This window comes from Pseudomonas sp. NFIX28 (genome assembly GCF_900107395.1).
Taxonomy (GTDB): domain Bacteria; phylum Pseudomonadota; class Gammaproteobacteria; order Pseudomonadales; family Pseudomonadaceae; genus Aquipseudomonas.
Window position 1 is genome coordinate 1 of sequence record NZ_FNPW01000010.1, and the last position, 21837, is coordinate 21837.

At 60.3% G+C, this 21837-nt stretch carries 23 protein-coding genes; 11 read left to right on the plus strand and 12 right to left on the minus strand.

Going from position 1 to position 21837, the window contains the following annotated elements:
* The coding region (locus BLV20_RS31585; protein ID WP_256577832.1) for a hypothetical protein at positions 1-248 on the plus strand (248 nt) is incomplete at its 5' end.
* An 87-nt stretch (positions 249-335) separates the two neighbouring features.
* Here BLV20_RS31585 and tyrS read toward each other — a convergent pair.
* Positions 336-1535, minus strand: coding sequence for a tyrosine--tRNA ligase (gene tyrS, locus BLV20_RS19120; protein WP_092304058.1), 1200 nt, complete (start codon positions 1533-1535; stop codon positions 336-338).
* 211 nt (positions 1536-1746) lie between these two features.
* On the opposite strand from tyrS, the gene BLV20_RS19125 reads away from it, so the two are divergent.
* Together BLV20_RS19125 and BLV20_RS19130 are read left to right on the plus strand one after the other, a co-directional pair.
* Complete coding sequence (locus BLV20_RS19125) at positions 1747-3177, plus strand: peptidoglycan DD-metalloendopeptidase family protein (protein ID WP_092304059.1); 1431 nt, start codon at positions 1747-1749, stop codon at positions 3175-3177.
* A 2-nt stretch (positions 3178-3179) separates the two neighbouring features.
* Positions 3180-4271: an anhydro-N-acetylmuramic acid kinase gene (locus BLV20_RS19130; RefSeq protein WP_092304060.1), complete on the plus strand. Its 1092-nt coding sequence runs from the start codon at positions 3180-3182 to the stop codon at positions 4269-4271.
* A gap of 67 nt (positions 4272-4338) precedes the next feature.
* Here the strand turns inward: BLV20_RS19130 and erpA are convergent, their stop codons facing one another.
* The gene (gene erpA, locus BLV20_RS19135; RefSeq protein WP_007906865.1) at positions 4339-4689 is read right to left on the minus strand and encodes an iron-sulfur cluster insertion protein ErpA; all 351 of its coding nucleotides are present in this window, start codon (positions 4687-4689) and stop codon (positions 4339-4341) included.
* Between the two features lie 167 nt (positions 4690-4856).
* Positions 4857-5891: an N-acetyl-gamma-glutamyl-phosphate reductase gene (gene argC, locus BLV20_RS19140; protein WP_092304061.1), complete on the minus strand. Its 1035-nt coding sequence runs from the start codon at positions 5889-5891 to the stop codon at positions 4857-4859.
* 134 nt (positions 5892-6025) lie between these two features.
* Between argC and hemJ the strand changes: the two genes are divergently transcribed.
* From hemJ to coq7, 6 genes are all read left to right on the plus strand, one after another.
* Positions 6026-6457, plus strand: a complete 432-nt coding sequence (hemJ, locus tag BLV20_RS19145; RefSeq protein WP_092304062.1) for a protoporphyrinogen oxidase HemJ — start codon at positions 6026-6028, stop codon at positions 6455-6457.
* A 35-nt stretch (positions 6458-6492) separates the two neighbouring features.
* Complete coding sequence (locus tag BLV20_RS19150; protein ID WP_092304063.1) at positions 6493-7461, plus strand: NAD(P)H-dependent flavin oxidoreductase; 969 nt, start codon at positions 6493-6495, stop codon at positions 7459-7461.
* A 95-nt stretch (positions 7462-7556) separates the two neighbouring features.
* A complete protein-coding gene (locus BLV20_RS19155; RefSeq protein ID WP_092304064.1) occupies positions 7557-8414 on the plus strand; it encodes a DUF805 domain-containing protein in 858 nt (285 codons plus the stop codon).
* A gap of 127 nt (positions 8415-8541) precedes the next feature.
* On the plus strand, positions 8542-9330 hold the full coding sequence (locus tag BLV20_RS19160; protein WP_092304065.1) for an SDR family NAD(P)-dependent oxidoreductase: 789 nt from the start codon (positions 8542-8544) through the stop codon (positions 9328-9330).
* 78 nt (positions 9331-9408) lie between these two features.
* The gene (locus BLV20_RS19165) at positions 9409-9747 is read left to right on the plus strand and encodes a histidine triad nucleotide-binding protein (protein WP_092304066.1); all 339 of its coding nucleotides are present in this window, start codon (positions 9409-9411) and stop codon (positions 9745-9747) included.
* Positions 9748-9870: 123 nt separating this feature from the next.
* Entirely contained in the window at positions 9871-10518 is a 648-nt protein-coding gene (coq7, locus tag BLV20_RS19170) for a 2-polyprenyl-3-methyl-6-methoxy-1,4-benzoquinone monooxygenase (protein ID WP_092304067.1), read from the plus strand.
* An 81-nt stretch (positions 10519-10599) separates the two neighbouring features.
* Here the strand turns inward: coq7 and BLV20_RS19175 are convergent, their stop codons facing one another.
* The gene (locus tag BLV20_RS19175; protein ID WP_092304068.1) at positions 10600-11022 is read right to left on the minus strand and encodes an OsmC family protein; all 423 of its coding nucleotides are present in this window, start codon (positions 11020-11022) and stop codon (positions 10600-10602) included.
* 231 nt (positions 11023-11253) lie between these two features.
* Between BLV20_RS19175 and crp the strand changes: the two genes are divergently transcribed.
* On the plus strand, positions 11254-11898 hold the full coding sequence (crp, locus tag BLV20_RS19180; protein ID WP_092304069.1) for a cAMP-activated global transcriptional regulator CRP: 645 nt from the start codon (positions 11254-11256) through the stop codon (positions 11896-11898).
* On the opposite strand, the gene BLV20_RS19185 is transcribed toward crp, so the two are convergent.
* The 4 genes from BLV20_RS19185 to BLV20_RS19200 form a co-directional block, all read right to left on the minus strand.
* Positions 11895-12596 (minus strand): lipoate--protein ligase family protein, encoded by a 702-nt coding sequence (locus BLV20_RS19185; RefSeq protein WP_092304070.1) that lies wholly within the window; start codon positions 12594-12596, stop codon positions 11895-11897. The genes crp and BLV20_RS19185 overlap by 4 nt on opposite strands.
* Before the next feature lie 67 nt (positions 12597-12663).
* Complete coding sequence (gene trpC / locus BLV20_RS19190) at positions 12664-13500, minus strand: indole-3-glycerol phosphate synthase TrpC (protein WP_092304071.1); 837 nt, start codon at positions 13498-13500, stop codon at positions 12664-12666.
* Positions 13497-14546: an anthranilate phosphoribosyltransferase gene (gene trpD / locus BLV20_RS19195; protein ID WP_092304072.1), complete on the minus strand. Its 1050-nt coding sequence runs from the start codon at positions 14544-14546 to the stop codon at positions 13497-13499. The genes trpC and trpD overlap by 4 nt, the downstream gene beginning before the upstream one ends.
* A gap of 9 nt (positions 14547-14555) precedes the next feature.
* Entirely contained in the window at positions 14556-15149 is a 594-nt protein-coding gene (locus BLV20_RS19200; protein WP_092304073.1) for an aminodeoxychorismate/anthranilate synthase component II, read from the minus strand.
* A gap of 408 nt (positions 15150-15557) precedes the next feature.
* Between BLV20_RS19200 and estP the strand changes: the two genes are divergently transcribed.
* Positions 15558-17468 carry an esterase EstP gene (gene estP, locus BLV20_RS19205; protein ID WP_092304074.1) on the plus strand — a complete coding sequence of 637 codons (1911 nt, stop codon included), beginning with the start codon at positions 15558-15560 and terminating at the stop codon, positions 17466-17468.
* 66 nt (positions 17469-17534) lie between these two features.
* Here the strand turns inward: estP and trpE are convergent, their stop codons facing one another.
* From trpE to BLV20_RS19225, 4 genes are all read right to left on the minus strand, one after another.
* Entirely contained in the window at positions 17535-19016 is a 1482-nt protein-coding gene (gene trpE, locus BLV20_RS19210; protein WP_092304075.1) for an anthranilate synthase component I, read from the minus strand.
* Between the two features lie 71 nt (positions 19017-19087).
* Positions 19088-19906, minus strand: a complete 819-nt coding sequence (locus BLV20_RS19215) for a phosphoglycolate phosphatase (RefSeq protein ID WP_092304076.1) — start codon at positions 19904-19906, stop codon at positions 19088-19090.
* Positions 19903-20577: a ribulose-phosphate 3-epimerase gene (rpe, locus tag BLV20_RS19220; RefSeq protein WP_092304077.1), complete on the minus strand. Its 675-nt coding sequence runs from the start codon at positions 20575-20577 to the stop codon at positions 19903-19905. Before rpe ends, BLV20_RS19215 begins: the two co-directional genes overlap by 4 nt.
* A 79-nt stretch (positions 20578-20656) precedes the next feature.
* Positions 20657-21805, minus strand: a complete 1149-nt coding sequence (locus tag BLV20_RS19225; RefSeq protein ID WP_092304078.1) for an iron-containing alcohol dehydrogenase — start codon at positions 21803-21805, stop codon at positions 20657-20659.
* Between the last annotated feature and the right edge of the window lie 32 nt (positions 21806-21837).

The following is a 21837-nucleotide window of genomic DNA, read 5'->3' on the forward strand; positions in this document are numbered from 1 at the left end:
ATCTGTCAAGCGGTTATTTTAAGAAGTTTTCAAAGTTTCCTTTGCAACTTCAACCACTTGCGCTTCCGATCTCTCGTCAGCGGGAGGCGAATTCTACAGCGTTACACGCTGCTGTCAACACCTCTTCTTCTCCGCTTTCGACCGAGAAGATCGAACCGTCAACAAGGCGAAAACACAACACCTTATCAACTCCTTCGGACCTCGATGAACTGAAGCGTACCGCTGTCGAAAACCGTGTAACTCGTTGAATCTCAAGGAGTTTTCCGTTTCGACTGCGCCGGAAGTGGGGCGAATTATAGAGAGATATAATTCGCCGTCAACACCTATTTTCAGTTTTATTCGGATTTAAGCGTAATACGTGCAAAAGCCTTCTTTCCGGCTTGGCAAACATGAGTCGAGCCCATTGCCCATATAAAGGAACGCTCAACCACTTCACCATCTACACGCACACCACCCGAGCCGAGCAGGTCACGCGCCATGGCCGAGTTCTTCACCAGGCCTGCCTTATTAAGAACAGCCGCGATCGGCATATCCTCAGTGGCCACAAGCTCGATTTCAGGCAGATCGTCCGGCAGCTCGCCATCCTTCATACGGTTGCCCGCTGCACGATGAGCATTCGCTGCCGCCTCTTCACCATGAAAACGCGCGACGATCTCTTCAGCCAGCTTGATCTTGATGTCGCGTGGATTCGCGCCCGCCTCGACATCCGCCTTAAAGGAAGCAATCTCCTCCATGGAACGGAAGCTCAGCAGCTCGAAATAGCGCCACATCAAGGCATCTGGAATGGAGACCAGCTTGCTGTACATGACACCCGGCGCTTCCTGGATACCTACATAGTTACCCAGCGACTTGGACATCTTCTTGACGCCATCCAATCCTTCAAGCAACGGCATCGTCAGAATGCACTGAGCCTCCTGACCATAACCGCGCTGCAGCTCGCGCCCCATCAGCAGGTTGAATTTCTGGTCGGTACCGCCCAATTCCACATCGGCACGCAGCGCCACCGAGTCGTAGCCCTGAACCAGCGGATAGAGAAACTCGTGGATGGCAATCGGCTGATTGGTGGAATAGCGCTTATCGAAGTCGTCACGCTCGAGCATGCGCGCAACGGTGTATTGGGAAGTCAGGCGAATGAAGTCTGCCGGCCCCATCTTATCCATCCAGGTGGAGTTGAAGGCCACCTCGGTTTTCGCCGGATCGAGAATCTTGAACACCTGGCTCTTATAAGTCTCGGCATTCTCGAGGACTTGCTCACGTGTCAGCGGCGGGCGGGTTGCACTCTTGCCACTCGGATCACCGATCATCCCGGTGAAGTCGCCAATCAGGAAGATGACCTGATGCCCCAGATCCTGGAACTGGCGCAGCTTATTAATAAGCACGGTATGACCCAGGTGCAAATCCGGTGCCGTTGGGTCGAAGCCTGCCTTAATACGCAACGGCTGGCCGCGCTTGAGCTTTTCGACCAGCTCGGACTCGACCAACAACTCTTCTGCACCACGTTTGATCAGCGCTAGCTGCTCTTCAACCGACTTCATAACAGACCCGCAAGGCTCAGATTCAAAGGGAACCAACCATACAAGATCAGCGCCCAAATACAAGTTTTGCCCGGCGTACGGATGGCTTTCCACGAGCAGGACGCCCGCAGACTTGCTTAACAGATGATTTGGTTATATTTTATACAGTTATTTCATCTTCATCATGTCATTCATCTTTTCCAATTCATCTTTTTCAAAGTCAAAATTACCTATGACCACAGAACCGCCTAAAGCCCCGCCGCTTTATCCGAAGACCCACCTGCTCGCCGCAAGTGGTATCGCCGCCCTCCTCAGCCTGGCGCTCCTGGTATTCCCTTCCAGTGATGTCGAAGCCAAAAGAACAACCCTGAGTCTTGATCTGGAAAGCCCGACCGAGCAACTGACACAAGATCAAGACGCTGCAGACGCCGTACAAGCCACAAACGAAGCCGTAGCATCCCCGTTCGCACAAATCGAAAATAGCCCCGAAGATTCTGCAAATACCGCTGAAACCGCTCAAGAACAGCCCACTCCGGCCGTCGCCGAAGAAAAACCTGCGCCGAATCACCGGGAAGTCGTTGTTGCCAAGGGCGACACCCTTTCCACGCTATTCGAGAAGGTCGGCCTGCCTGCCACCTCAGTGCATGATGTGCTCGCCAGCGACAAGCAAGCCAAGCAGTTCACTCAGCTGAAGCGTGGTCAGAAACTTGAGTTCGAACTAGGCCCTGACGGCCAGCTGAACAACCTGCATACCAAGCTCAATGACCTGGAAAGCATCACCCTTACCAAAGGTCCAAAAGGCTTCGCCTTCAGCCGTGTCACCACCAAACCGACGGTACGTACAGCCTATGTTCACGGCGTGATCAACAGCTCGCTGTCACAATCTGCAGCGCGGGCCGGCCTCTCTCACAGCCTGACAATGGATATGGCCAACGTCTTTGGCTATGACATCGACTTCGCCCAAGATATTCGCCCGGGTGACGAGTTTGACGTGATCTACGAGCAGACCGTCGTCAATGGCAAGGCCGTGGGTTCGCGCAATATTCTCTCGGCCCGTTTCACCAACCGCGGCAAGACCTACACCGCAGTGCGCTACACCAACAAACAAGGCTCGAGCAGCTACTACACCGCTGACGGCAATAGCATGCGCAAGGCCTTTATCCGCACCCCGGTGGACTTCGCACGCATTAGCTCGCGCTTCTCCATGGGCCGTAAGCACCCGATCCTGAACAAGATCCGCGCTCACAAAGGTGTCGACTATGCCGCGCCTCGCGGTACGCCAATCAAGGCTGCCGGCGATGGCAAGGTGCTTCTGGCCGGCCGCCGCGGCGGATACGGCAACACAGTGATCATCCAGCACGGCAATGCTTACCGCACGCTGTACGGCCACATGCAGGGCTTCGCCAAAGGCGTCAAGACTGGCGGTAGCGTCAAGCAGGGCCAGGTAATCGGCTATATCGGCACCACGGGTCTTTCCACCGGCCCGCATTTGCATTACGAATTCCAGGTCAATGGCGTACACGTCGATCCACTGGGCCAGAAGTTGCCAATGGCCGACCCGATCGCCAAAGCCGAACGCGCGCGTTTCCTGCAACAAAGCCAACCGCTGATGGCCCGGATGGATCAGGAAAAAGCCACCCTGCTCGCTTCGAACAAGCGTTAAGCATGGCGCTTTATATAGGTGTGATGTCCGGGACCAGCCTCGATGGCCTGGACATCGCACTCATCGAGCAAACATCGGCGATCAGGTTGATCGCCACGCACTACATTCCCATGCCCGAATCCCTGCGCGCCGAGCTGCTTGGCTTGTGCGCCAGCGGCCCCGATGAAATCGCCCGCTCCGCCATCGCCCAGCAGAACTGGGTAAGGCTGGCCGCCCAGGGCATTCATAGCCTCCTTGCCCAGCAGAAACTTGAGCCTGCGGACATTCGCGCCATCGGCAGTCATGGCCAGACCATCCGCCATGAGCCCGCCCGCGGCTTCACGGTCCAGATCGGCAACCCGGCACTGCTGACAGAACTGACCGGAATCACGGTCGTCAGCGACTTCCGTAGCCGCGATGTAGCCGCCGGCGGCCAGGGCGCGCCGCTGGTACCAGCCTTTCATGAAGCACTCTTTGATCGAAGCGCTGGTAAGCGTGCGGTCTTGAACGTCGGTGGCTTCAGCAACCTGAGCCTGATCGAAAGCGACAAGCCGGTGGCCGGCTTCGATTGTGGCCCGGGCAACGTCCTGCTGGACGCCTGGATTCATGCACAACGCGGGGAAAACTTCGACCGCGACGGTCAATGGGCCGCCAGTGGCCAGGTTGAGCCAACGCTGCTGAACGCGCTGCTCAGCGATCCGTTCTTTGCCACTCAAGGCCCAAAGAGTACCGGGCGCGAAGTATTCAACCTGGAATGGCTACAGGGACATCTGGCTCGCTTACCAGCCTTTGCCCCTGAGAACGTACAGGCAACGCTCCTGGAACTGACAGTATTGACCATCGTCGAGTCGCTGCAAGTCGCGCAAACCGGCACTGAGGAATTGCTGGTCTGCGGTGGCGGCGCCCACAACTCAGCCTTGATGAATCGCCTGTCCAGCCTGCTACCCAACACCAAGGTCAGCAGTACCGCCACCCACGGCGTCGATCCGGACTGGGTCGAAGCCATGGCATTTGCCTGGCTGGCCCATTGCTGCCTGGAAGGCATAGCGGCCAACCGCCCAAGCGTTACCGGTGCTCGCGGCCTGCGTATATTGGGCGCGATCTACCCCGCCTGACAGCCAGACAGCAAAACGCCGCAGAGTCCGAAAACCCTGCGGCGCCTGATAAAACCTGAAACAGCGATCAGATCGAGAACGAAGAGCCGCAACCACAGGTGGTCGTGGCATTCGGGTTCTTGATCACGAAACGCGAACCTTCCAGACCTTCCTGATAATCCACCTCTGCACCCGCCAGGTACTGGAAGCTCATCGGATCGACTACCAGGCTGACGCCCTCGCGCTCGACGATGGTGTCGTCATCCGCGACTTCTTCATCGAAAGTGAAGCCGTACTGAAACCCTGAACAACCGCCGCCCGTAACGAATACGCGCAGCTTCAAGCGATCATTACCCTCTTCATCGACCAGGCTCTTCACCTTGTGCGCGGCACCGTGGGTGAATTGCAAAGCCGTGGGGGTGAAGGATTCGACGCTCATGCTGACTATCTCCCGGCGTTACGCCGCCATAATGCGTGATGACGCGCATTATCCGCTTCTCCCAGAAAAGCGGTCAACTATTGTTACGGTATATCAATAAGCCCAGGCCCCACCGCAGAATGCAAAAAAGGCCCGTAAAGGGCCTTTTATCGAAGCGGGCAGACGCCTTAAGGCAGCATGCCGGCGTGGGACAGGCCCAGGCGCTCATCCAGCTCGAACAGAATGTTCAGGTTCTGTACGGCCTGGCCCGAAGCGCCCTTGACCAGGTTATCGATCACCGACAACACAACCACCAGGTCGCCATCCTGCGGACGGTGCACGGCAATCCGGCATACGTTGGCGCCCCGCACGCTGCGGGTTTCAGGGTGGCTGCCCGCCGGCATCACATCCACGAACGGCTCGTTGGCATAACGCTTCTCGAACAACGCCTGCAGATCCACCGACTTGTCCACGACAGTGGAATAGAGCGTCGAGTGAATGCCACGGATCATTGGCGTCAGGTGCGGCACGAACGTCAGGCCGACATCCTTACCCGCCGCGCGGCGCAGGCCCTGGCGGATCTCGGGTAAATGACGATGACCTTTGACCGCATAGGCCTTCATGCTTTCCGAAGTCTCGGAATACAGGGAGCCGACACTGGCCCCGCGACCAGCGCCGCTGACGCCCGACTTGCAGTCGGCGATCAATCGCGAAGTATCGGCCAGCCCTGCCTCGAGCAGCGGCAGGAAGCCAAGCTGGGTCGCCGTCGGGTAGCAGCCCGGAACAGCGATCAGGCGCGCCTTCTTGATCTGCTCGCGATTGACTTCCGGCAAGCCATAGACCGCTTCGTCGAGCAATTCAGGGGCGCCATGGGGCTGGCCGTACCACTTGGCCCACTCATCGGCGTCCTGCAGGCGGAAATCCGCCGACAGGTCGATAACCTTGGTACCCGCGGCCAGCAACTCACCCGCCAGCGCATGGGCAACGCCGTGCGGTGTCGCGAAGAACACCACATCGCAGGCGCCCAGGGTCTTGACGTCCGGAACACTGAACGCCAGGCCGTCATAGTGGCCGCGCAGGTTCGGGTACATATCGGCAACAGCAAGGCCTGCCTCGGATCGAGAAGTGATGACCACCACCTCAGCTTGCGGATGCTGTGCCAACAGACGCAGCAGTTCGACACCGGTGTAACCCGTGCCGCCGACGATACCGACCTTGACCATAAAACTGCCCTCAACGAACCCACTGGAAAGCCGTCGATAATAGGGGCCGCGCGCCCCTGCGACAACCGTCAAGGTGACGTGCGGACACTCCTGCCTCTACTATCTTCGCCACCGTGAACCTGGGAATAACCAAAATGCTCTATCTGTGGCTCAAAGCCTTTCACATTGTCAGTCTGGTCTGCTGGTTTGCCGGGCTGTTCTACTTGCCGCGCCTGTTCGTTTATCACGCGCAAAGCGAAGACACGATCAGCAAGGAACGCTTCAGCGTCATGGAGCGCAAGCTATACCGCGGGATCATGGGGCCGGCGATGATCGCCACGCTGGTTTTCGGTATCTGGCTGCTGAGCCTGAACCCCAGCGCCTACTTCGGCCAGGGTGGCTGGATGCATGCCAAGCTGACGCTGGTGGTCATCCTGATTGGCTATCACCACATGTGCGGCGCCCAGGTAAAACGTTTTGCCCGTGGCGAAAACACCCGCAGCCATGTCTTTTACCGCTGGTTCAATGAAGTGCCAGTTCTGGTATTGCTGGCTATCGTAATTCTGGTCGTCGTCCGGCCGTTCTAACTTCTACTGGCTGTCCATTATTCGGGGTACTTCCAATGTCGCTGCCCGCTCTGCTCGAACAACGCTTGCGCCTGCCCGTCGTGGCTGCGCCGATGTTCCTGATCTCCAACCCGCAATTGGTCCTGGCTTGCTGCCGCAACGGTGTAGTCGGCAGTTTCCCTGCTCTCAACCAGCGTGAAAGCAGTGGCTTCAAGGCCTGGCTGGAGGAAATCGAAGCCGGCCTGGCGCTCCTGGAGGACCCCGCGCCCTATGCCGTCAACCTGATCGTGCATCACAGCAACCCACGCCTGAATGCCGACCTGGAGATCTGCATCGAACACAAGGTGCCTATCGTCATTACCAGCCTGGGCGCGGTGAAGGAACTGGTCGATGCGGTGCATGGTTATGGAGGCCTGGTCTTCCATGACGTCACCACCCGGCGCCATGCGGAGAAAGCCGCCGAGGCTGGCGTCGACGGTTTGATCGCCGTGGCCGCCGGCGCCGGTGGCCACGCCGGGACGTGGAGCCCGTTCTCCCTGATCGCCGAAATCCGCCAGTTCTTCGACAAGACGCTGCTGCTCGCGGGCTGCCTGAACCACGGGCACGAGATTCTTGCCGCACAGTTGCTGGGGGCCGATCTGGCCTATTTCGGCACGCGCTTTATCGGCACCACGGAAAGCCACGCGCCGGAAGCCTATAAAGAGATGCTGCTGAGCGCCAAGGCCGCCGATATCGTGCACACCGCGGCAGTTTCCGGGGTTCCGGCAAGCTTCATGCGCCAAAGCCTGGAAAACGCCGGTTTCGACTCCGCCACCCTGCAAGGCAAAGGTGAAGTCAACTTCGGCTCGAAGCTCAAGCCCGTCAGCGACGAAGCCAAAGCCTGGAAAACCGTATGGTCCGCCGGACAAGGCGTGGGCGAAATCGATGATTTGCCGAGCGTCGATCAACTAATCGCCCGCCTCGACGCCGAATACCGCGCAGCCCTGGAAGTGGCCGCACAGCTGCCGAAACGCTGGCCACGCTGAATCGCTGATGTTTTTTGGCCAGCAACGGATGGCTGGCTTTAAACTGTCGCCCCGCAAAACCCTCTCTTTATATAAAGCCGACAAGGAAGCCCTGCATGAGCGAAGACCGTTTCAAGATCGTATTTGACGGGGCTCTGCTTCCAGGTGTCGACCTCGAACTGGCCAAGCAGAAAATCGCCAAACTGTTCAAAAGCGATATCGCCGCGATCGAGCCTCTGTTCAAAGGGCAAAACATCACCCTCAAGCGCGATCTCTCACAGCAGGATGCGAACATTTATCTCGCGGCGCTGAACCAGGCCGGGATCGATCCGCGTGTCGAACCGGACCTCGCCCCCGGCACCAGCCAGCCACCCGCTCAACCTGCTTCCATGACTCCGTCGCCTTCGGCCGACTCGTCTCCGGTAGAACCCGCCGCGGCCAATGACTGGCAACGTCAGGCAGCGATACCAGAACCTGTAGCCGATGCCGGCACTTCGCCCTATTCCCCGCCCCACGCAACAGTGGGCGATCCGCTTCCCGAGTTTGGCGAACTTAAGTTCTACAGCGTCGATGGTCGCATCGGACGCCTGCGTTACCTTGCCTGGACCCTGGCGCTGATCCTGCTGACCACCCTTGCGGGCGGCTTCCTGACCGCCGCACTGGTCGGCAATGGCCTGCAGGTTACGGGAATGATCTTCCTCGGCGCCGCGGCGGTGGTCTTCATGTATCTGAACATCACCATTTCTGTGCAGCGCCTGCATGACCTTGGCTGGTCGGGCTGGCTCTGGCTATTGAACTTGCTGCCTTTTGTGTACGCGGTGTTTCCACTGGTGCTGGCGGTCCTGCCAGGCAATACCGGCGCCAACCGCTACGGTGCGCCCCCACCGCCGAACACTGGAGCGGTCAAGGGATTCGCCGCGTTGTGGCTCATTATCCTGCTGCTGTCCTTTATCGGTGGGTTCAGCTCGATCTAGGAGCACCCTGTGCAGAAGCACTGAAAGCAGCAAGCCCACCCTGGCCACCTGTAGACTATCGGATTGAATTAACGCGCCGATGCCTGGACCGCCCTACAGGCGACCGGCCGTTGCAATGGAGAACCGCATGACCCGTTACGCTCTGATCACCGGCGCATCCAGCGGCATAGGCCTGGCCTTGGCCGAAGCGCTGGCCCGGCGCGGCCGTAGCCTGATTTTGGTGGCCCGTCAGCGTGATCAGCTGGAAAACATCGCCATCGAGTTGACCCAGCGCTTTGGCGTGGAAGTGCTGTTCCGCGCCTGCGATTTGTCCGAGCCTTTGCGGCTTTCGGGTTTTCTCCTGGAACTGGAAGAAGGCGACCGACAGATCGATCTGCTGGTGAACTGCGCCGGCATCGGCACCTGTGGCCCGTTCCTCGCCCAGGACTGGATGACCGAACAGGACCTGATCGAAGTGAACATTCTCGCCCTCACCCGGCTTTGCCATGCACTGGGCAACAGTATGGCCTTGCAGGGCGGCGGGCAGATTCTCAATGTCGCCTCGATTGCCGGTTTTTATCCCGGCCCCTGGATGAGCACTTACTACGCCAGCAAGGCCTATGTGCTGCACTTCTCCGAAGGGCTGCGAGAAGAACTGAAAAACAACGCGGTGAAGGTTTCCGTGCTCTGCCCCGGCCCGACCCGCACCGGTTTCTTTGATACCGCCCAGTTGAACACTGGCAAACTTAACGACAGCAAGCTGCTGATGAGCCCGGAAGAGGTCGCGCTGTACACCGTGCGCGCCCTGGAAAAGAATCGTGCCATCATCATTCCGGGCCGGCGCAACCGCTGGTTCGCGTTCAGCCCGCGGCTGGGTTCGCGCTGGCTGACCCGAAAGATTTCCGGTGCCGTCAACAAGGCCTACTGCCCGCGCTGACCGGCAACCATCTAAGGCTGGGCGCACTCGGCTTGCCTGAGTACACTCAGCCCGGACCAACACAACGGAGAAACAGCTGTGGATACTCTGTTCACCAAGATCATCAACCGGGAAATACCCGCGAAGATCATCTACGAGGACGACCAGGTTCTGGCCTTCCACGATATCGCCCCACAGGCGCCCGTGCATTTCCTGGTAGTCCCGAAAAAGCCGGTGCGCACCCTCAATGACCTGACCGAAGACGACAAGCTGCTGGCCGGGCACATCCTGTTCACCGCCCAGCGCCTGGCCAAGGAACTGGGTTGCGAAGAAGGCTTCCGCGTCGTCATGAACTGTAATGAATTGGGCGGCCAGACCGTTTATCACATTCATATGCACGTTCTGGGTCAGCGCCAGATGCACTGGCCTCCGGGCTGATTCCTGTCCAAAAGGCGCGACAGCACGCTTCTGGCCCGGTTGCCATGAGTGTGCTGATCCAGCGCAGGCCTCTGCCCATCGATTGGGGTAAACTGGCCGCCGTGATTCTTCCCGGAGGTAAGCATGACTACCCAACGTCACTACTCGCCGATTGACCGTCTACTGCTGCAGGCAGATGCGGCAATGCGTACCTTGCTGCCCTTCAGCGGCCAGCCTTATCGCCCTTCCCCTGCCATCGTGCAGCCGGACGCGCAGATGAGCGAAGAGGACACCAAGCATGTCGCCGGCCTGATGCGCATCAACCACACCGGCGAAGTCTGCGCCCAGGCGCTGTACCAGGGCCAGGCCCTGACCGCCAAGCTGCCGCATGTGCGCGCCGCCATGGAGCATGCCGCGGAAGAGGAAATCGATCATCTGGTCTGGTGCGAGCAGCGCATTCGTCAACTGGGCAGCCACACCAGCGTGCTCAACCCCCTGTTTTATGGCATGTCGTTCGGCATTGGCGCGGTGGCCGGGCTGATCAGCGACAAAGTCAGCCTGGGCTTCGTGGCCGCTACTGAAGATCAGGTGTGCAAACACCTCAACGAACACCTCGAGCAGTTGCCGGCCGAGGACGAAAAGTCCCGGGCGATTCTCGAGCAAATGCGCATCGACGAAGAGCAGCACGCCGAAAGCGCGCTGGATGCAGGCGGCTTCCGCTTTCCGGCGCCCGTGAAGTTCGGCATGAGCCTTTTGGCCAAAGTCATGACCAAGAGCACTTATCGGATCTGAGCAGCACACATCGCAGGCAAAAAAAGGGCGCTTTTCAGCGCCTTTTTTTGTGCCGCGAATCCAGGAAGATTGAAGGAAGCTTCAACCCAGCTCGACGATTTCGTAATCGTGGGTGATGGCAACCCCGGCCGCACCGAGCATGATCGATGCAGAGCAGTACTTTTCCGCCGACAGTTCGATGGCGCGCTTGACCTGGGCTTCCTTCAACCCACGGCCCTTGACCACGAAGTGCATGTGGATCTTGGTGAAGACCTTGGGATCCTCGGTGGCACGCTCGGCGTCGAGGAAGGCTTCGCAGCTTTCAACGGCCTGGCGGGACTTTTTCAGGATGCTGACTACGTCGAAGTTGCTGCAACCGCCCATACCGAGCAGGAGCATCTCCATCGGGCGCACGCCCAGGTTACGACCACCGGCTTCCGGCGGGCCATCCATTACCACCACATGACCGCTGCCCGATTCCCCGAGGAACATGGCTTCGCCAGCCCATTGGATGCGTGCCTTCATCGCCAAGACTCCACTGCTAAAAAAGGGTCGCCAGCTTAGCACAGGCCCTTGAATGGCAGCGTCCTAGCTGTTGAGGCACCCCACTCGCGATAGGAAAATTCTTAATTACCCAGAGGATGTGTCTGTTAAGCTGGCGCCAAATCGCTGGCGCATTGCCAGCTATCGGCGATCCTGATTGACCGCCCCATAAAAAAACCAAATCACACCGTGCTGTCTTTTCGGGATACAACCATGGTTGCTATTGCCCCTACACCCAAGATCAAGAACCTCGACAAGCTGTTGATGCATTGCCAGCGCCGCCGTTATCAGGCCAAGAGCAACATCATCTGCGCCGGCGACCAGTCGGACACGCTGTTCTTCATCATCAAAGGCTCGGTCACCATCCTGATCGAAGACGATGACGGTCGGGAAATGATCATCGCCTACCTCAATGCCGGGGACTTTTTCGGTGAGCTGGGCCTGTTCGAGCAGGCTGGACATGAACAGCAACGCAGCGCCTGGGTACGAGCCAAGGTCGAATGCGAAGTCGCGGAGATCAGCTATGCGAAATTCCGCGAGCTGTCCCAGCAGGACCCAGACATTCTGTATGTGCTCAGCGGCCAGATTGCCCAGCGCCTGCGCAACACCACGCGCAAGGTCGGCGACCTGGCGTTCTTCGACGTCACCGGGCGCGTGGCCCGCTGCCTGCTGGAATTGTGCAAGCAGCCGGACGCCATGACCCACCCGGACGGCATGCAGATCAAAGTGACTCGCCAGGAAATCGGGCGGATAGTCGGTTGCTCGCGCGAGATGGTCGGACGAGTGCTCAAGGACCTCGAAGAACGCAACCTGGTCCACGTCAGAGGCAAGACCATGGTGGTATTCGGCACTCGTTAGAGCACCAGGAACTGCGCCAGCATCTGCCGATACAAGGCATCCAGGCGCTCGATGGCATTCGGCGCGGCGAATGCCTCATGCAAGGCGATATGACTTTCGGCGCGGCAACGCTGCTCCAGGTCACAGGCCTGGTTGAAACGATTGACCGCCGCCACCATGGTTTCGCGCTCGTCATCGAGCAACAGCGCGCCATGCACCAGCCCGACCGGACGCGTCCCGCCCTTGCTCTGGCGCCAACGCTGGGCGGTGCCGACCATCTTGCGCCCGTTGAGATTGACGTTGAACCGACCGTCGCAGAAAGCCCCCTCGACCTCCCCCAAAGAAGGTTCGCCTCCCAGTTCGGACAGTAGGTCGCAGATCGGCTGGCACAAACGGCGATAGCCGGTTTCGATCCGATTCTGATCGCCTTCGCTACGAGGCGGCGCATAGACCAGCGCGATATTGACCGTCGCCGCCGACTGCGGCACCGGCTCCCCACCGGTTTCCCGCAGCAACACTGGCCAACCACTGGTCGCCAGCGCCTGGCAAGCCTGCTCGAAGCCCGGCAACCGACTCAACCGTCGCGGCATCACCAAGGCCCTGTCGCTCGGCTGCCAGAACAACAAGCCGTACTCCTGATCACCGCTGCATACCTGGGCGAGCAAATCCTGTTCGGCCTGCAGGCCGGCTTCGACGGTCAAGGAAAGGGGCTGGGTCATGGCAGTAAAAGTCCTTTGCGATAGGTATAAAAAAGCCGGCGGCGCCGGCTTCTTCATCAACTCAGGTTCAATCCAGGGTCGAGCCGCTCACCGGCACGCCGCGCTCCGGGAAGAACAGACGCTGCAGTTCCTGGCCCGGACTTTCCGCACGCATGAAGGCTTCACCTACCAGGAAGGAATAGACGTCGCTGATTTCCATCAGCTCGACATCGGCCCGGTTGAGGATGCCGCTCTCGGTAATCACCAGGCGATCGCGCGGAATACGCGGCAACAGATCGAGGGTGGTTTCCAGGTTGACCTCGAAGGTGTGCAGGTTGCGGTTGTTCACCCCGACCAATGGCGTGTCGAGGGTTTTCAACGCACGCTCCAGCTCATCGCCGTCATGCACCTCAACCAGCACATCCAGCCCCACGCCTTTGGCAACCGCCGCCAGTTCGGCCATCTTGGCATCATCCAGCGCAGCAACGATCAGCAACACACAGTCGGCGCCCAGGGCGCGAGCCTCGACGATCTGGTAAGGATCGATCATGAAGTCCTTGCGGATCACCGGCAGCGAACAGGCGGCCCTCGCCTCTTGCAGGTAGGCGTCGGCGCCCTGGAAATAATCGACATCGGTGAGTACCGAGAGGCAGGTCGCGCCGCCCTTCTCGTAACTCTTGGCGATCTCCGCCGGCACGAAATTCTCGCGAATCACGCCTTTGCTCGGCGAGGCTTTCTTGATTTCGGCAATCACCGCCGGCTGCTTGAGCTTGGCCTGGCCGAGCAATGCCTTGGCGAAGCCACGCGGTGCATCCGCGGAGCGGGCCAGGTTTTCAAGTTCGGCCAGGCTGACCCGTGCGCTACGCTCAGCCACCTCTTCGACCTTGCGGGCGAGGATCTTTTCCAGAACCGTCGGCACACTCATCCCTCATTCTCCTGCTTGAATACCGCGGTAAAGGCGCCCAATTCTTCTAATTTCTCGCGGGCCAGCCCAGTGTGCAAAGCATCGTGGGCCAGGGCCACGCCCTCTTTCAGGCTGCTGGCATGGTCCGCCGCATACAGCGCGGCACCGGCATTGAGCACGATCATCTCCGCGGCCTTCTGCCCATGTTCGGTCTTGCGCCGCCCCAGGGCATCGCGAATCAGCTCAAGCGATGCCGCCGGGCTTTCGACCACCAGCCCAAACAGACTCTGACTCTTCATGCCCAGGTCTTCCGGCTGCACCCAGTATTCAGTGATCTGGTCGTCCTTCAGTTCGGCGACAAAGGTCGGCGCGGCGAGACTGAACTCGTCCAGGCCATCCTGCGAATGCACCACCAGCACGTGCTTGCTACCCAGACGCTGCAAAACCTCGGCCAACGGCCGGCACAACGCTTGAGTGAATACACCCACCACCTGATGTTTCACGCCGGCCGGATTCGTAAGCGGGCCGAGCATATTGAACAGGGTGCGCAGGCCGAGATCGCGGCGCGGGCCAGCGGCGTACTTCATGGCCCCATGATGGGACTGGGCGAACATGAAGCCGATGCCGACGTTGTCGATGCAACGGGCGACCTGTACCGGCGTCAGGTTCAGGTAGATGCCGGCGGCTTCGAGCAGGTCGGCACTGCCGCTTTTGCCGGAGACAGCACGGTTGCCGTGCTTGGCTACGGTGCAACCGGCTGCGGCGACCACAAAGGAGGAAGCCGTGGACACGTTGAAGATGTTCGCCCCGTCACCGCCGGTGCCGACCACATCGACGACGCCATCGAGGGTTTTCAGCTCGACCTTGTCCGCCAGCTCGCGCATGACCGAAACAGCGCCGACGATTTCGTCGATGCTTTCGCTTTTCATGCGCATGGCCATCATGAAGGCGCCGATCTGCGCATCGGTGCACTGGCCGGTCATGATTTCACGCATGACCTGACGCATTTCATCGGTGCTCAGATCGAGATGGCCGACGATACGGCTCAGGGCAGTCTTGATATCCATGGAAAGTCCTTAGCGTGTGCCGCCGCTCTGTTTGAGGAAGTTGGCGAACAGCTCGTGACCCTGCTCGGTGAGAATAGATTCGGGGTGAAATTGCACACCCTCGATGTTCAGCGTCTTGTGGCGCAGCCCCATGATCTCGTCGACGGAGCCGTCTTCCAGCTGGGTCCAGGCGGTCAGTTCGAGGCAGTCCGGCAAAGTCTCGTGCTTGACCACCAGGGAATGGTAACGAGTCACGGTCAGCGGATGGTTCAGGCCGGCGAATACGCCCTTGTCCTGGTGAAATACCGGGCTAGTCTTACCGTGCATCACCTGCCGCGCACGCACTACATCGCCGCCAAAGGCCTGGCCAATGGACTGGTGGCCCAGGCAGACACCCAGGATCGGCAGCTTGCCGGCGAAATGCTTGATCGCTTCGATGGACACACCGGCTTCGGTCGGCGTGCAAGGACCGGGCGATACGACAATCCGCTCAGGGTTGAGCGCTTCGATTTCAGCCACGGTCAGTTCGTCGTTGCGCACCACCTTGACCTCGGCACCCAACTCGCCAAGGTATTGCACAACGTTATAGGTAAAAGAGTCGTAGTTATCGATCATCAGCAACATGGGAATTACAACCTCTTGAATTCACTGACTTTTAATACAGCCTTCAATGGATTGCCCGCTGGTAGGCCCGCCGGAGGTTGCAATCACTCAACCAGCACAAGCGGCATCGAACAGGGGTAAAGAAGGCAAAGCGGTACAGGTCCGGCCGGGCCGGCAGAGAAAAGTTAGGCGCGCCAACGCCAACGGGCGTGTGCCTTAACAACTCGCATCAAGAGTTTGCTGACGATCAACACGGGGAAGGTCTCATTCATACGTTCGGGCACAGTAACTTAGCTGAGCAGAGGGTGCAATATGGCGCGACCGCCCCCCATACAAACAAGCGACATAGCCTTTAGCCATAGCTAAAACGCAAAAGTTTTTGGTACTGTCATTTCGTTCTCTACAACAATAAATAAAGCGAACTTGCTCATGATCAAAAAGACGTTGTTCGTACCGCTCGCCAGCAGTCTTTTGTCCCTGGCCTGCGCTCAAGCGATCGCAGCCTCCTCCCCCTACTCCAGCTTTATCGTGTTCGGCGACAGCCTCAATGATGCCGGGCAGTTCGCCGATCCCGGCGGCCCCGCGGGAGCGACCCAGCGTTTCACCAACCGCACCGGGCCAGTCTACCTGGATGGCAGCGGCGAAGTCCGCTCCGCCAACTCCACGCAATTGCTGGGCGCCAGGCTGGGGTTTTCCGACGACCAGCTCGCCGCATCCACCTCGGCAACCCGCGCCAGCGAAGGCCTGCCCGATGGCAACAACTGGGCAGTTGGCGGTTATCGCACCGACCAGATTCTCGACTCGATTACCACCACGTCGACCGCCGGCAGCCGTAGCCGCCCCGGCTATCTGGTGGCCAACGATTTCCGCGCCGACCCGAATGCCTTGTATTACCTGTCGGGCGGCGGCAACGACTTCCTCCAGGGCCGCGTCACCAGCCTTGACCAGGCCAATGCTGCCGCCGGCCGGCTGGTGGACAGCGTGCAAACCCTGCAACAGGCCGGTGCTCGCTACATCATGGTCTGGCTGTTGCCGGATATCGGCCTGACGCCGGCGATCAACGGCAGCCCGCTGCAGGCGTTCACCTCCCAGCTCAGCGCCCAATTCAACTCAGAACTGGTTCGACAGCTGCAAACGGTCGATGCCGAAGTCATTCCCCTCAATATTCCGGTGCTGTTGAAGGAAAGCTTCGCCAACCCGGCGCAGTTCGGCCTGGCCACCGATCAAAACCTCACCGCCACCTGTTTCAGCGGCAACGGATGCACGGAAAACGCCCGCTACGGCATTAACAGCGCCACACCGGATCCGAGCAAGCTGATCTACAACGACTCGGTCCACCCCACCGAAGCCGGGCAACGGCTGATCGCCGATTACGCCTACTCCTTGCTGGCGGCCCCCTGGGAAATAACCCTGCTACCGGAAATGGCCCACGGCACCCTGCGTGCGCATCAGGATGAGCTGCGCAACCAATGGCAAGCCGACTGGGAAAACTGGCAGGGCGTTGGCCAATGGCGGGCGATTGTCGCCGCGGGCGGCCAGCATCAGGACTTCGACAGCCAGCGCAGCGGCGCCAGTGCCGACGGCAACGGTTTCAACCTGAATATCGGCGGCAGCTACCGGCTCGACGAGGCCTGGCGAGTCGGCGTGCTGGCCGGCGCCTATCAGCAGAAGCTCGAAGCGGGCAGTAACGATTCGGACTACAAGCTCAACACCTACCTGGGCACCGCCTTCGTCCAGTACCAGCAAAACCGCTGGTGGGCCGACGCCGCGGCTACCGCCGGGCACCTGGATTACGACAACCTCAAGCGCAAGTTCGACCTGGGCGCCAACGAGCGTGGGGAAAAAGGCGACACCAGCGGCGACGTCCTGGCCTTCAGCGCTCGCCTGGGCTACGACATCGCGCAGCAGGCCAGCAGCCCGTGGCACCTGTCGCCATTCATCAGCGCCGACTATGCGCGGGTCAAGGTCGATGGCTATTCCGAGGACAGCAACGACTCCACCGCACTGACCTTCGACGACCAGAAGCGCACCTCACGGCGCCTGGGCATCGGTTTGCAGGGCAAATACCAGATCACCCGGCAAACCCAGGTATTCGGCGAGATCGCCCACGAAAAGGAATACGAGGACGATACCCAGACGCTGACCATGGCCCTCAACAGCCTGCCGGATAACCACTACACTCTGGAAGGCTACACCCCACAGACCAACCTCAACCGCCTGAACCTCGGCGTCAGCCACAAGCTCACCCAGGACCTGGCCCTGCGCGCCAGCTACAACATTCGCAAGGACGATGACTTTACCCAGCAAGGCATCAACGTCGGGGTCAGCCTCGACTTCTAAACCGCAGGCCATAAAAAACGCTGCCCCCCGGCGAGGAGGCAGCGTTTTTTATGGGCCGCAGTCCACTCAGCTATCGGGCGTCTGCTCGGCCAGGGCCACCGCGCGGAACATGGCGCGACGCTTGTTCAGGGTTTCTTCCCATTCCAGCACCGGCACCGAATCGGCGACGATGCCGCCACCGGCTTGCACATGCAGCTCGCCGTCCTTGATCACCGCGGTACGAATGGCGATGGCCGTGTCCATGTTGCCGTTCCAGGCGAAGTAACCCACCGCCCCGCCATACACGCCACGCTTGACCGGCTCCAGCTCGTCGATGATTTCCATCGCGCGGATCTTCGGCGCGCCAGACAAGGTGCCCGCCGGCAGAATCGCCCGCAGCGCGTCCATCGCGGTCAGCCCGGCCTTCAATTGGCCAGTGACGTTGGAAACGATGTGCATCACGTTGGAATAACGCTCGATCACCATCTTCTCGGTGAGCTTTACCGAACCGATTTCGGAAACCCGCCCGGTGTCGTTGCGCCCCAGGTCGATCAGCATCAGGTGCTCGGCGATTTCCTTTTCATCCGACAGCAGGTCCACTTCCAGCGCCAGATCCGCCTCTTCGTTGGCGCCACGCGGGCGGGTACCGGCGATCGGGCGAACGGTGATCAGGTTGTCTTCGACCCGCACCAGCACTTCCGGCGAACTACCGACCACATGGAAGTCGCCGAAGTTGAAGAAATACATGTAAGGCGTCGGGTTGAAGCAACGCAGCGCGCGATACAGGTCGATCGGCGCCGCCTTGAAATCGATGGACATGCGTTGCGACGGCACCACCTGCATGCAGTCGCCCGCCAGGATGTACTCCTTGATGGTATCGACGGCACGCTCGTAGTCGCCCTGGGTGAAGCTGGAGCGGAACGCCAGGTCGCTCGCCTGCTGCTTGCTGAAGTCCAGGCCGGGACGCGGGGCGATGGGCTGGCGCAGCTTTTCCAGCAACGCCTGCAGGCGCGCCTGGCCTTGCTCGAAGGCGTCGTCCCGGGACGGGTCGGCGAGAACGATGGCGTGCATCTTGCCGGCGAGGTTATCGAACACCACCACGGCGTCGGAGACCATCAGCAGAATGTCCGGCACACCGATCGGATCCGGGTTCGGGCATTTGCCCAGGCGCTTTTCCACGTAACGCACACAGTCGTAGCCGAAGTAACCGACCAGGCCACCGTTGAAACGCGGCAGGCCGGCAATGGTCGGCACGTTGTAGCGGGCCTTGAAGGATTCGACGAAAGTCAGCGGGTCTTCCACGTCATGGCTTTCGGTCTCGACGCCATCGACGGTGATGCTGACGTGATGATCGTGCACCCGCAGCACGGTGCGGCAGGGCAAGCCGATGATCGAATAACGGCCCCACTTCTCGCCGCCCTGCACCGACTCCAGCAGATAGGAGTTGGGCTGGTCAGCCAGTTTCAGGTAGATCGACAGCGGCGTGTCGAAGTCGGCCAGGGTTTCGCAGGCAAGCGGGATGCGGTTGTAGCCGGCAGCGGCCAAACGCAGGAATTCTTCGCGGATCATGGGGTGCCTCGTGGCTTGAGGTTCTGACAGTCAGGTATGCAAACGCGCCGGGGGACCGGCGAGGGAACAAGTCAGGCGCGCCAACGCCAGCGGGCCAGGGCCTTGATGACTTTCATCCAGAGTTTGCGAGTGACCACCACGATGGCGTTTCCAGGAGGGGGTTGAACAGCGTCGGGCAACGTTATCTCAGCGGCCGGATCCAGGCAACCGGGAATTAACTGACGCAGATCGTCGATCACCAGGGCCGGCAATTCCTCGGCAATCGGCCGTCCGTGATTGTAGCCATAGCTCAATGCCACGCACTTCACGCCCGCGGCTTTTGCCGCTTGCACGTCGCTGCGCGAGTCACCGACAAACAGCGATTGCGAGGCCGGGATACTGGCCATTTTCATCACGAAGAACAGCGCGGCCGGGTCGGGCTTCTTCTGCGGCAGGGTATCGCCGCCGATGATCCAGCGGAAATAACGGCCGATCTTCATTTGATCCAGCAAGGGAGCGACGAAACGCTCCGGCTTGTTGGTGATCAGCGCCATTTCGACGCCCTGCTTGCGCAGCCACTTGAGGGTGTCACGCACGCCGGGGTAGACCACGGTCAGTTCGTGGCCATCTTCATAAGCGCTGTTGAACAGTTGCAGGGCATGTTCGGCCTCGACATCGTCGACGCCCTGCGCCGCGATGTCGTTGGCCAGGGCCCGGCGCACCAGCATCGGCGCGCCATTGCCGACCCATTCGCGCACCGCCTCGATACCGGCGGGCGGGCGCCCCAGCTTGAGCAGCATATTGTCCACGGCCGCGGCGAGGTCGGGAACCGAATCGACCAGGGTGCCATCCAGGTCGAACATCACCAGCCGCGGCAGACGCCCCGGGAACAGCTGCTCAAAACCGCTCATGGACGAGCCAGCGCCAGTTCGGAACGCATCTTCTCGATCACGTCCTTGTAGTTCGGCGCATTGAAGATCGCCGAGCCCGCGACGAAGGTATCGGCGCCCGCCGCGGCGATTTCGCGGATGTTGTTCACATTCACGCCACCGTCTATTTCCAGGCGGATATCGCGACCGGAAGCGTCGATCAGGGCACGGGCCTCACGCAGCTTGTCGAGGGTGCCAGGGATGAACTTCTGGCCGCCAAAGCCCGGGTTGACGCTCATCAGCAGGACCATGTCGACCTTGTCCATGACGTACTTGAGCACATCCAGCGGAGTGGCCGGGTTGAACACCAGGCCAGCCTTGCAGCCGCCTTCGCGGATCATTTGCAGGGAACGATCGACGTGCAGCGTGGCTTCCGGGTGGAAGGTGATGTAGGTTGCGCCGGCCTCGATGAAGTCGCCGATGATGCGGTCTACCGGGCTCACCATCAGGTGGGCGTCGATTGGCGCGGTGATGCCGTACTTACGCAGGGCGGCACAGACCATCGGACCGATGGTCAGGTTCGGCACGTAATGGTTGTCCATGACATCGAAGTGCACGATATCGGCGCCAGCGGCGAGAACATTGTCCACTTCCTCGCCCAGGCGGGCGAAATCGGCGGAGAGGATCGACGGAGCAATTGCGAAGGGCTGCATGACGCACCTTTTTGAGCGGAATCACGGTGGCGCGCATTGTATACCTCATGCTTTGGCGCGCGCACCGTGACCGCGATGATCAGTACGCCGCGCGATAGATCTTCTCAATATCGCCAGGGCTCAGTTTGCGCGGGTTGTTGCGCATCAGGCGCTCGATCCCCGCAGCCTCCACGGCCATGGACGGAATGGCCTCCTCCGGCACCCCGACACTGCGTAGCCCCGCTGGAATCTCCACCGCGGCGCAGAGTTGGCTCATGGCCTCGACGGCCTTGTCGGCGGCCTCGGACGCGCTCAGATGAGCGGTCTTGACCCCCATGGCCTCGGCTATATCGCGCATCCGCTCGACACAGGCCATCTTGTTCCAGGTCATGACGTACGGCAGCAGCAAGGCATTGCTGACGCCATGGGCGATGTTGAAACGCCCGCCCAGCGGATAGGCCAAAGCGTGCACCGCGCCGACCCCGGCATTGCCGAAGGCCATGCCGGCCATCAGGCTGGCGGTGGCCATGTCTTCGCGGGCCTGCAGGTGCGCGGGGTTGGCATAGGCCTTGGGCAGCGCCTGGGTAATCAGCCTGATCGCGCCGATGGCCAGCGAATCGGTGATGGGCGAGGCATTGAGCGACAGATACGACTCGATGGCGTGCACCAGGGCATCGACACCACTGGCGGCCGTCACGCTGCGCGGGCAGGTCAGGGTCATCTGCGGGCTGACCAGCGCCACATCGGGCAACAGGTAGTCGCTGACAATGCCCTTTTTCAGCTGCGCGACCTTGTCCGAGAGAATCGCCACATTGGTGACTTCGGAGCCGGTGCCCGCCGTGGTCGGAATGGCAATCAGCGGCGGCCCCTTGCGCGGCACCTGGTCGATCCCGAACAGGTCTTCCAGCGCCCCGTGATAACCGGCATAGGCCGCGACGCTTTTGGCGATGTCGATGGCGCTGCCGCCACCCAGGCCGATCAACCCGTCGTGCCCGCCTTCACGGTAAACCTGCATGCAGTCTTCGACGATGGCGATTTCCGGGTCAGGCAGCACCCGGTCGAAAATCTCGTAGTCGCGCCCGCCCAGTTGCGCCAGCGCCAGCTCCACGGTGCCGGACTTGACCAGCGCGGCATCGGTGACGATCAGCGGGTTATCGATATCCAGGCGGCTCAGTTCGGCGGACAGTTGCTCGATGGCGGCAGAACCGGTGAGCAGTTTGTGGGCGATCTTGAAAGAGGAAAGACTCATGTGCGCGGCCTCTTATAAAGGTGAGAGCTGGC

What these genes read in the sequence shown, in the direction of transcription:
- hemJ (WP_092304062.1), top strand. Translation starts at nt 6,026, where the DNA reads ATGCTCTATCTGTGGCTCAAAGCCTTTCACATTGTCAGTCTGGTCTGC.
- BLV20_RS19200 (WP_092304073.1), bottom strand. Translation starts at nt 15,149, where the DNA reads ATGTTGCTGATGATCGATAACTACGACTCTTTTACCTATAACGTTGTG.
- tyrS (WP_092304058.1), bottom strand. Translation starts at nt 1,535, where the DNA reads ATGAAGTCGGTTGAAGAGCAGCTAGCGCTGATCAAACGTGGTGCAGAA.
- trpD (WP_092304072.1), bottom strand. Translation starts at nt 14,546, where the DNA reads ATGGATATCAAGACTGCCCTGAGCCGTATCGTCGGCCATCTCGATCTG.
- BLV20_RS19185 (WP_092304070.1), bottom strand. Translation starts at nt 12,596, where the DNA reads ATGACCCAGCCCCTTTCCTTGACCGTCGAAGCCGGCCTGCAGGCCGAA.
- BLV20_RS19155 (WP_092304064.1), top strand. Translation starts at nt 7,557, where the DNA reads ATGAGCGAAGACCGTTTCAAGATCGTATTTGACGGGGCTCTGCTTCCA.
- BLV20_RS19175 (WP_092304068.1), bottom strand. Translation starts at nt 11,022, where the DNA reads ATGAAGGCACGCATCCAATGGGCTGGCGAAGCCATGTTCCTCGGGGAA.
- BLV20_RS19150 (WP_092304063.1), top strand. Translation starts at nt 6,493, where the DNA reads ATGTCGCTGCCCGCTCTGCTCGAACAACGCTTGCGCCTGCCCGTCGTG.
- erpA (WP_007906865.1), bottom strand. Translation starts at nt 4,689, where the DNA reads ATGAGCGTCGAATCCTTCACCCCCACGGCTTTGCAATTCACCCACGGT.
- trpE (WP_092304075.1), bottom strand. Translation starts at nt 19,016, where the DNA reads ATGATCCGCGAAGAATTCCTGCGTTTGGCCGCTGCCGGCTACAACCGC.
- trpC (WP_092304071.1), bottom strand. Translation starts at nt 13,500, where the DNA reads ATGAGTGTGCCGACGGTTCTGGAAAAGATCCTCGCCCGCAAGGTCGAA.
- BLV20_RS19130 (WP_092304060.1), top strand. Translation starts at nt 3,180, where the DNA reads ATGGCGCTTTATATAGGTGTGATGTCCGGGACCAGCCTCGATGGCCTG.
- argC (WP_092304061.1), bottom strand. Translation starts at nt 5,891, where the DNA reads ATGGTCAAGGTCGGTATCGTCGGCGGCACGGGTTACACCGGTGTCGAA.
- BLV20_RS19225 (WP_092304078.1), bottom strand. Translation starts at nt 21,805, where the DNA reads ATGAGTCTTTCCTCTTTCAAGATCGCCCACAAACTGCTCACCGGTTCT.
- coq7 (WP_092304067.1), top strand. Translation starts at nt 9,871, where the DNA reads ATGACTACCCAACGTCACTACTCGCCGATTGACCGTCTACTGCTGCAG.
- BLV20_RS19215 (WP_092304076.1), bottom strand. Translation starts at nt 19,906, where the DNA reads ATGAGCGGTTTTGAGCAGCTGTTCCCGGGGCGTCTGCCGCGGCTGGTG.
- rpe (WP_092304077.1), bottom strand. Translation starts at nt 20,577, where the DNA reads ATGCAGCCCTTCGCAATTGCTCCGTCGATCCTCTCCGCCGATTTCGCC.
- crp (WP_092304069.1), top strand. Translation starts at nt 11,254, where the DNA reads ATGGTTGCTATTGCCCCTACACCCAAGATCAAGAACCTCGACAAGCTG.
- estP (WP_092304074.1), top strand. Translation starts at nt 15,558, where the DNA reads ATGATCAAAAAGACGTTGTTCGTACCGCTCGCCAGCAGTCTTTTGTCC.
- BLV20_RS19125 (WP_092304059.1), top strand. Translation starts at nt 1,747, where the DNA reads ATGACCACAGAACCGCCTAAAGCCCCGCCGCTTTATCCGAAGACCCAC.
- BLV20_RS19160 (WP_092304065.1), top strand. Translation starts at nt 8,542, where the DNA reads ATGACCCGTTACGCTCTGATCACCGGCGCATCCAGCGGCATAGGCCTG.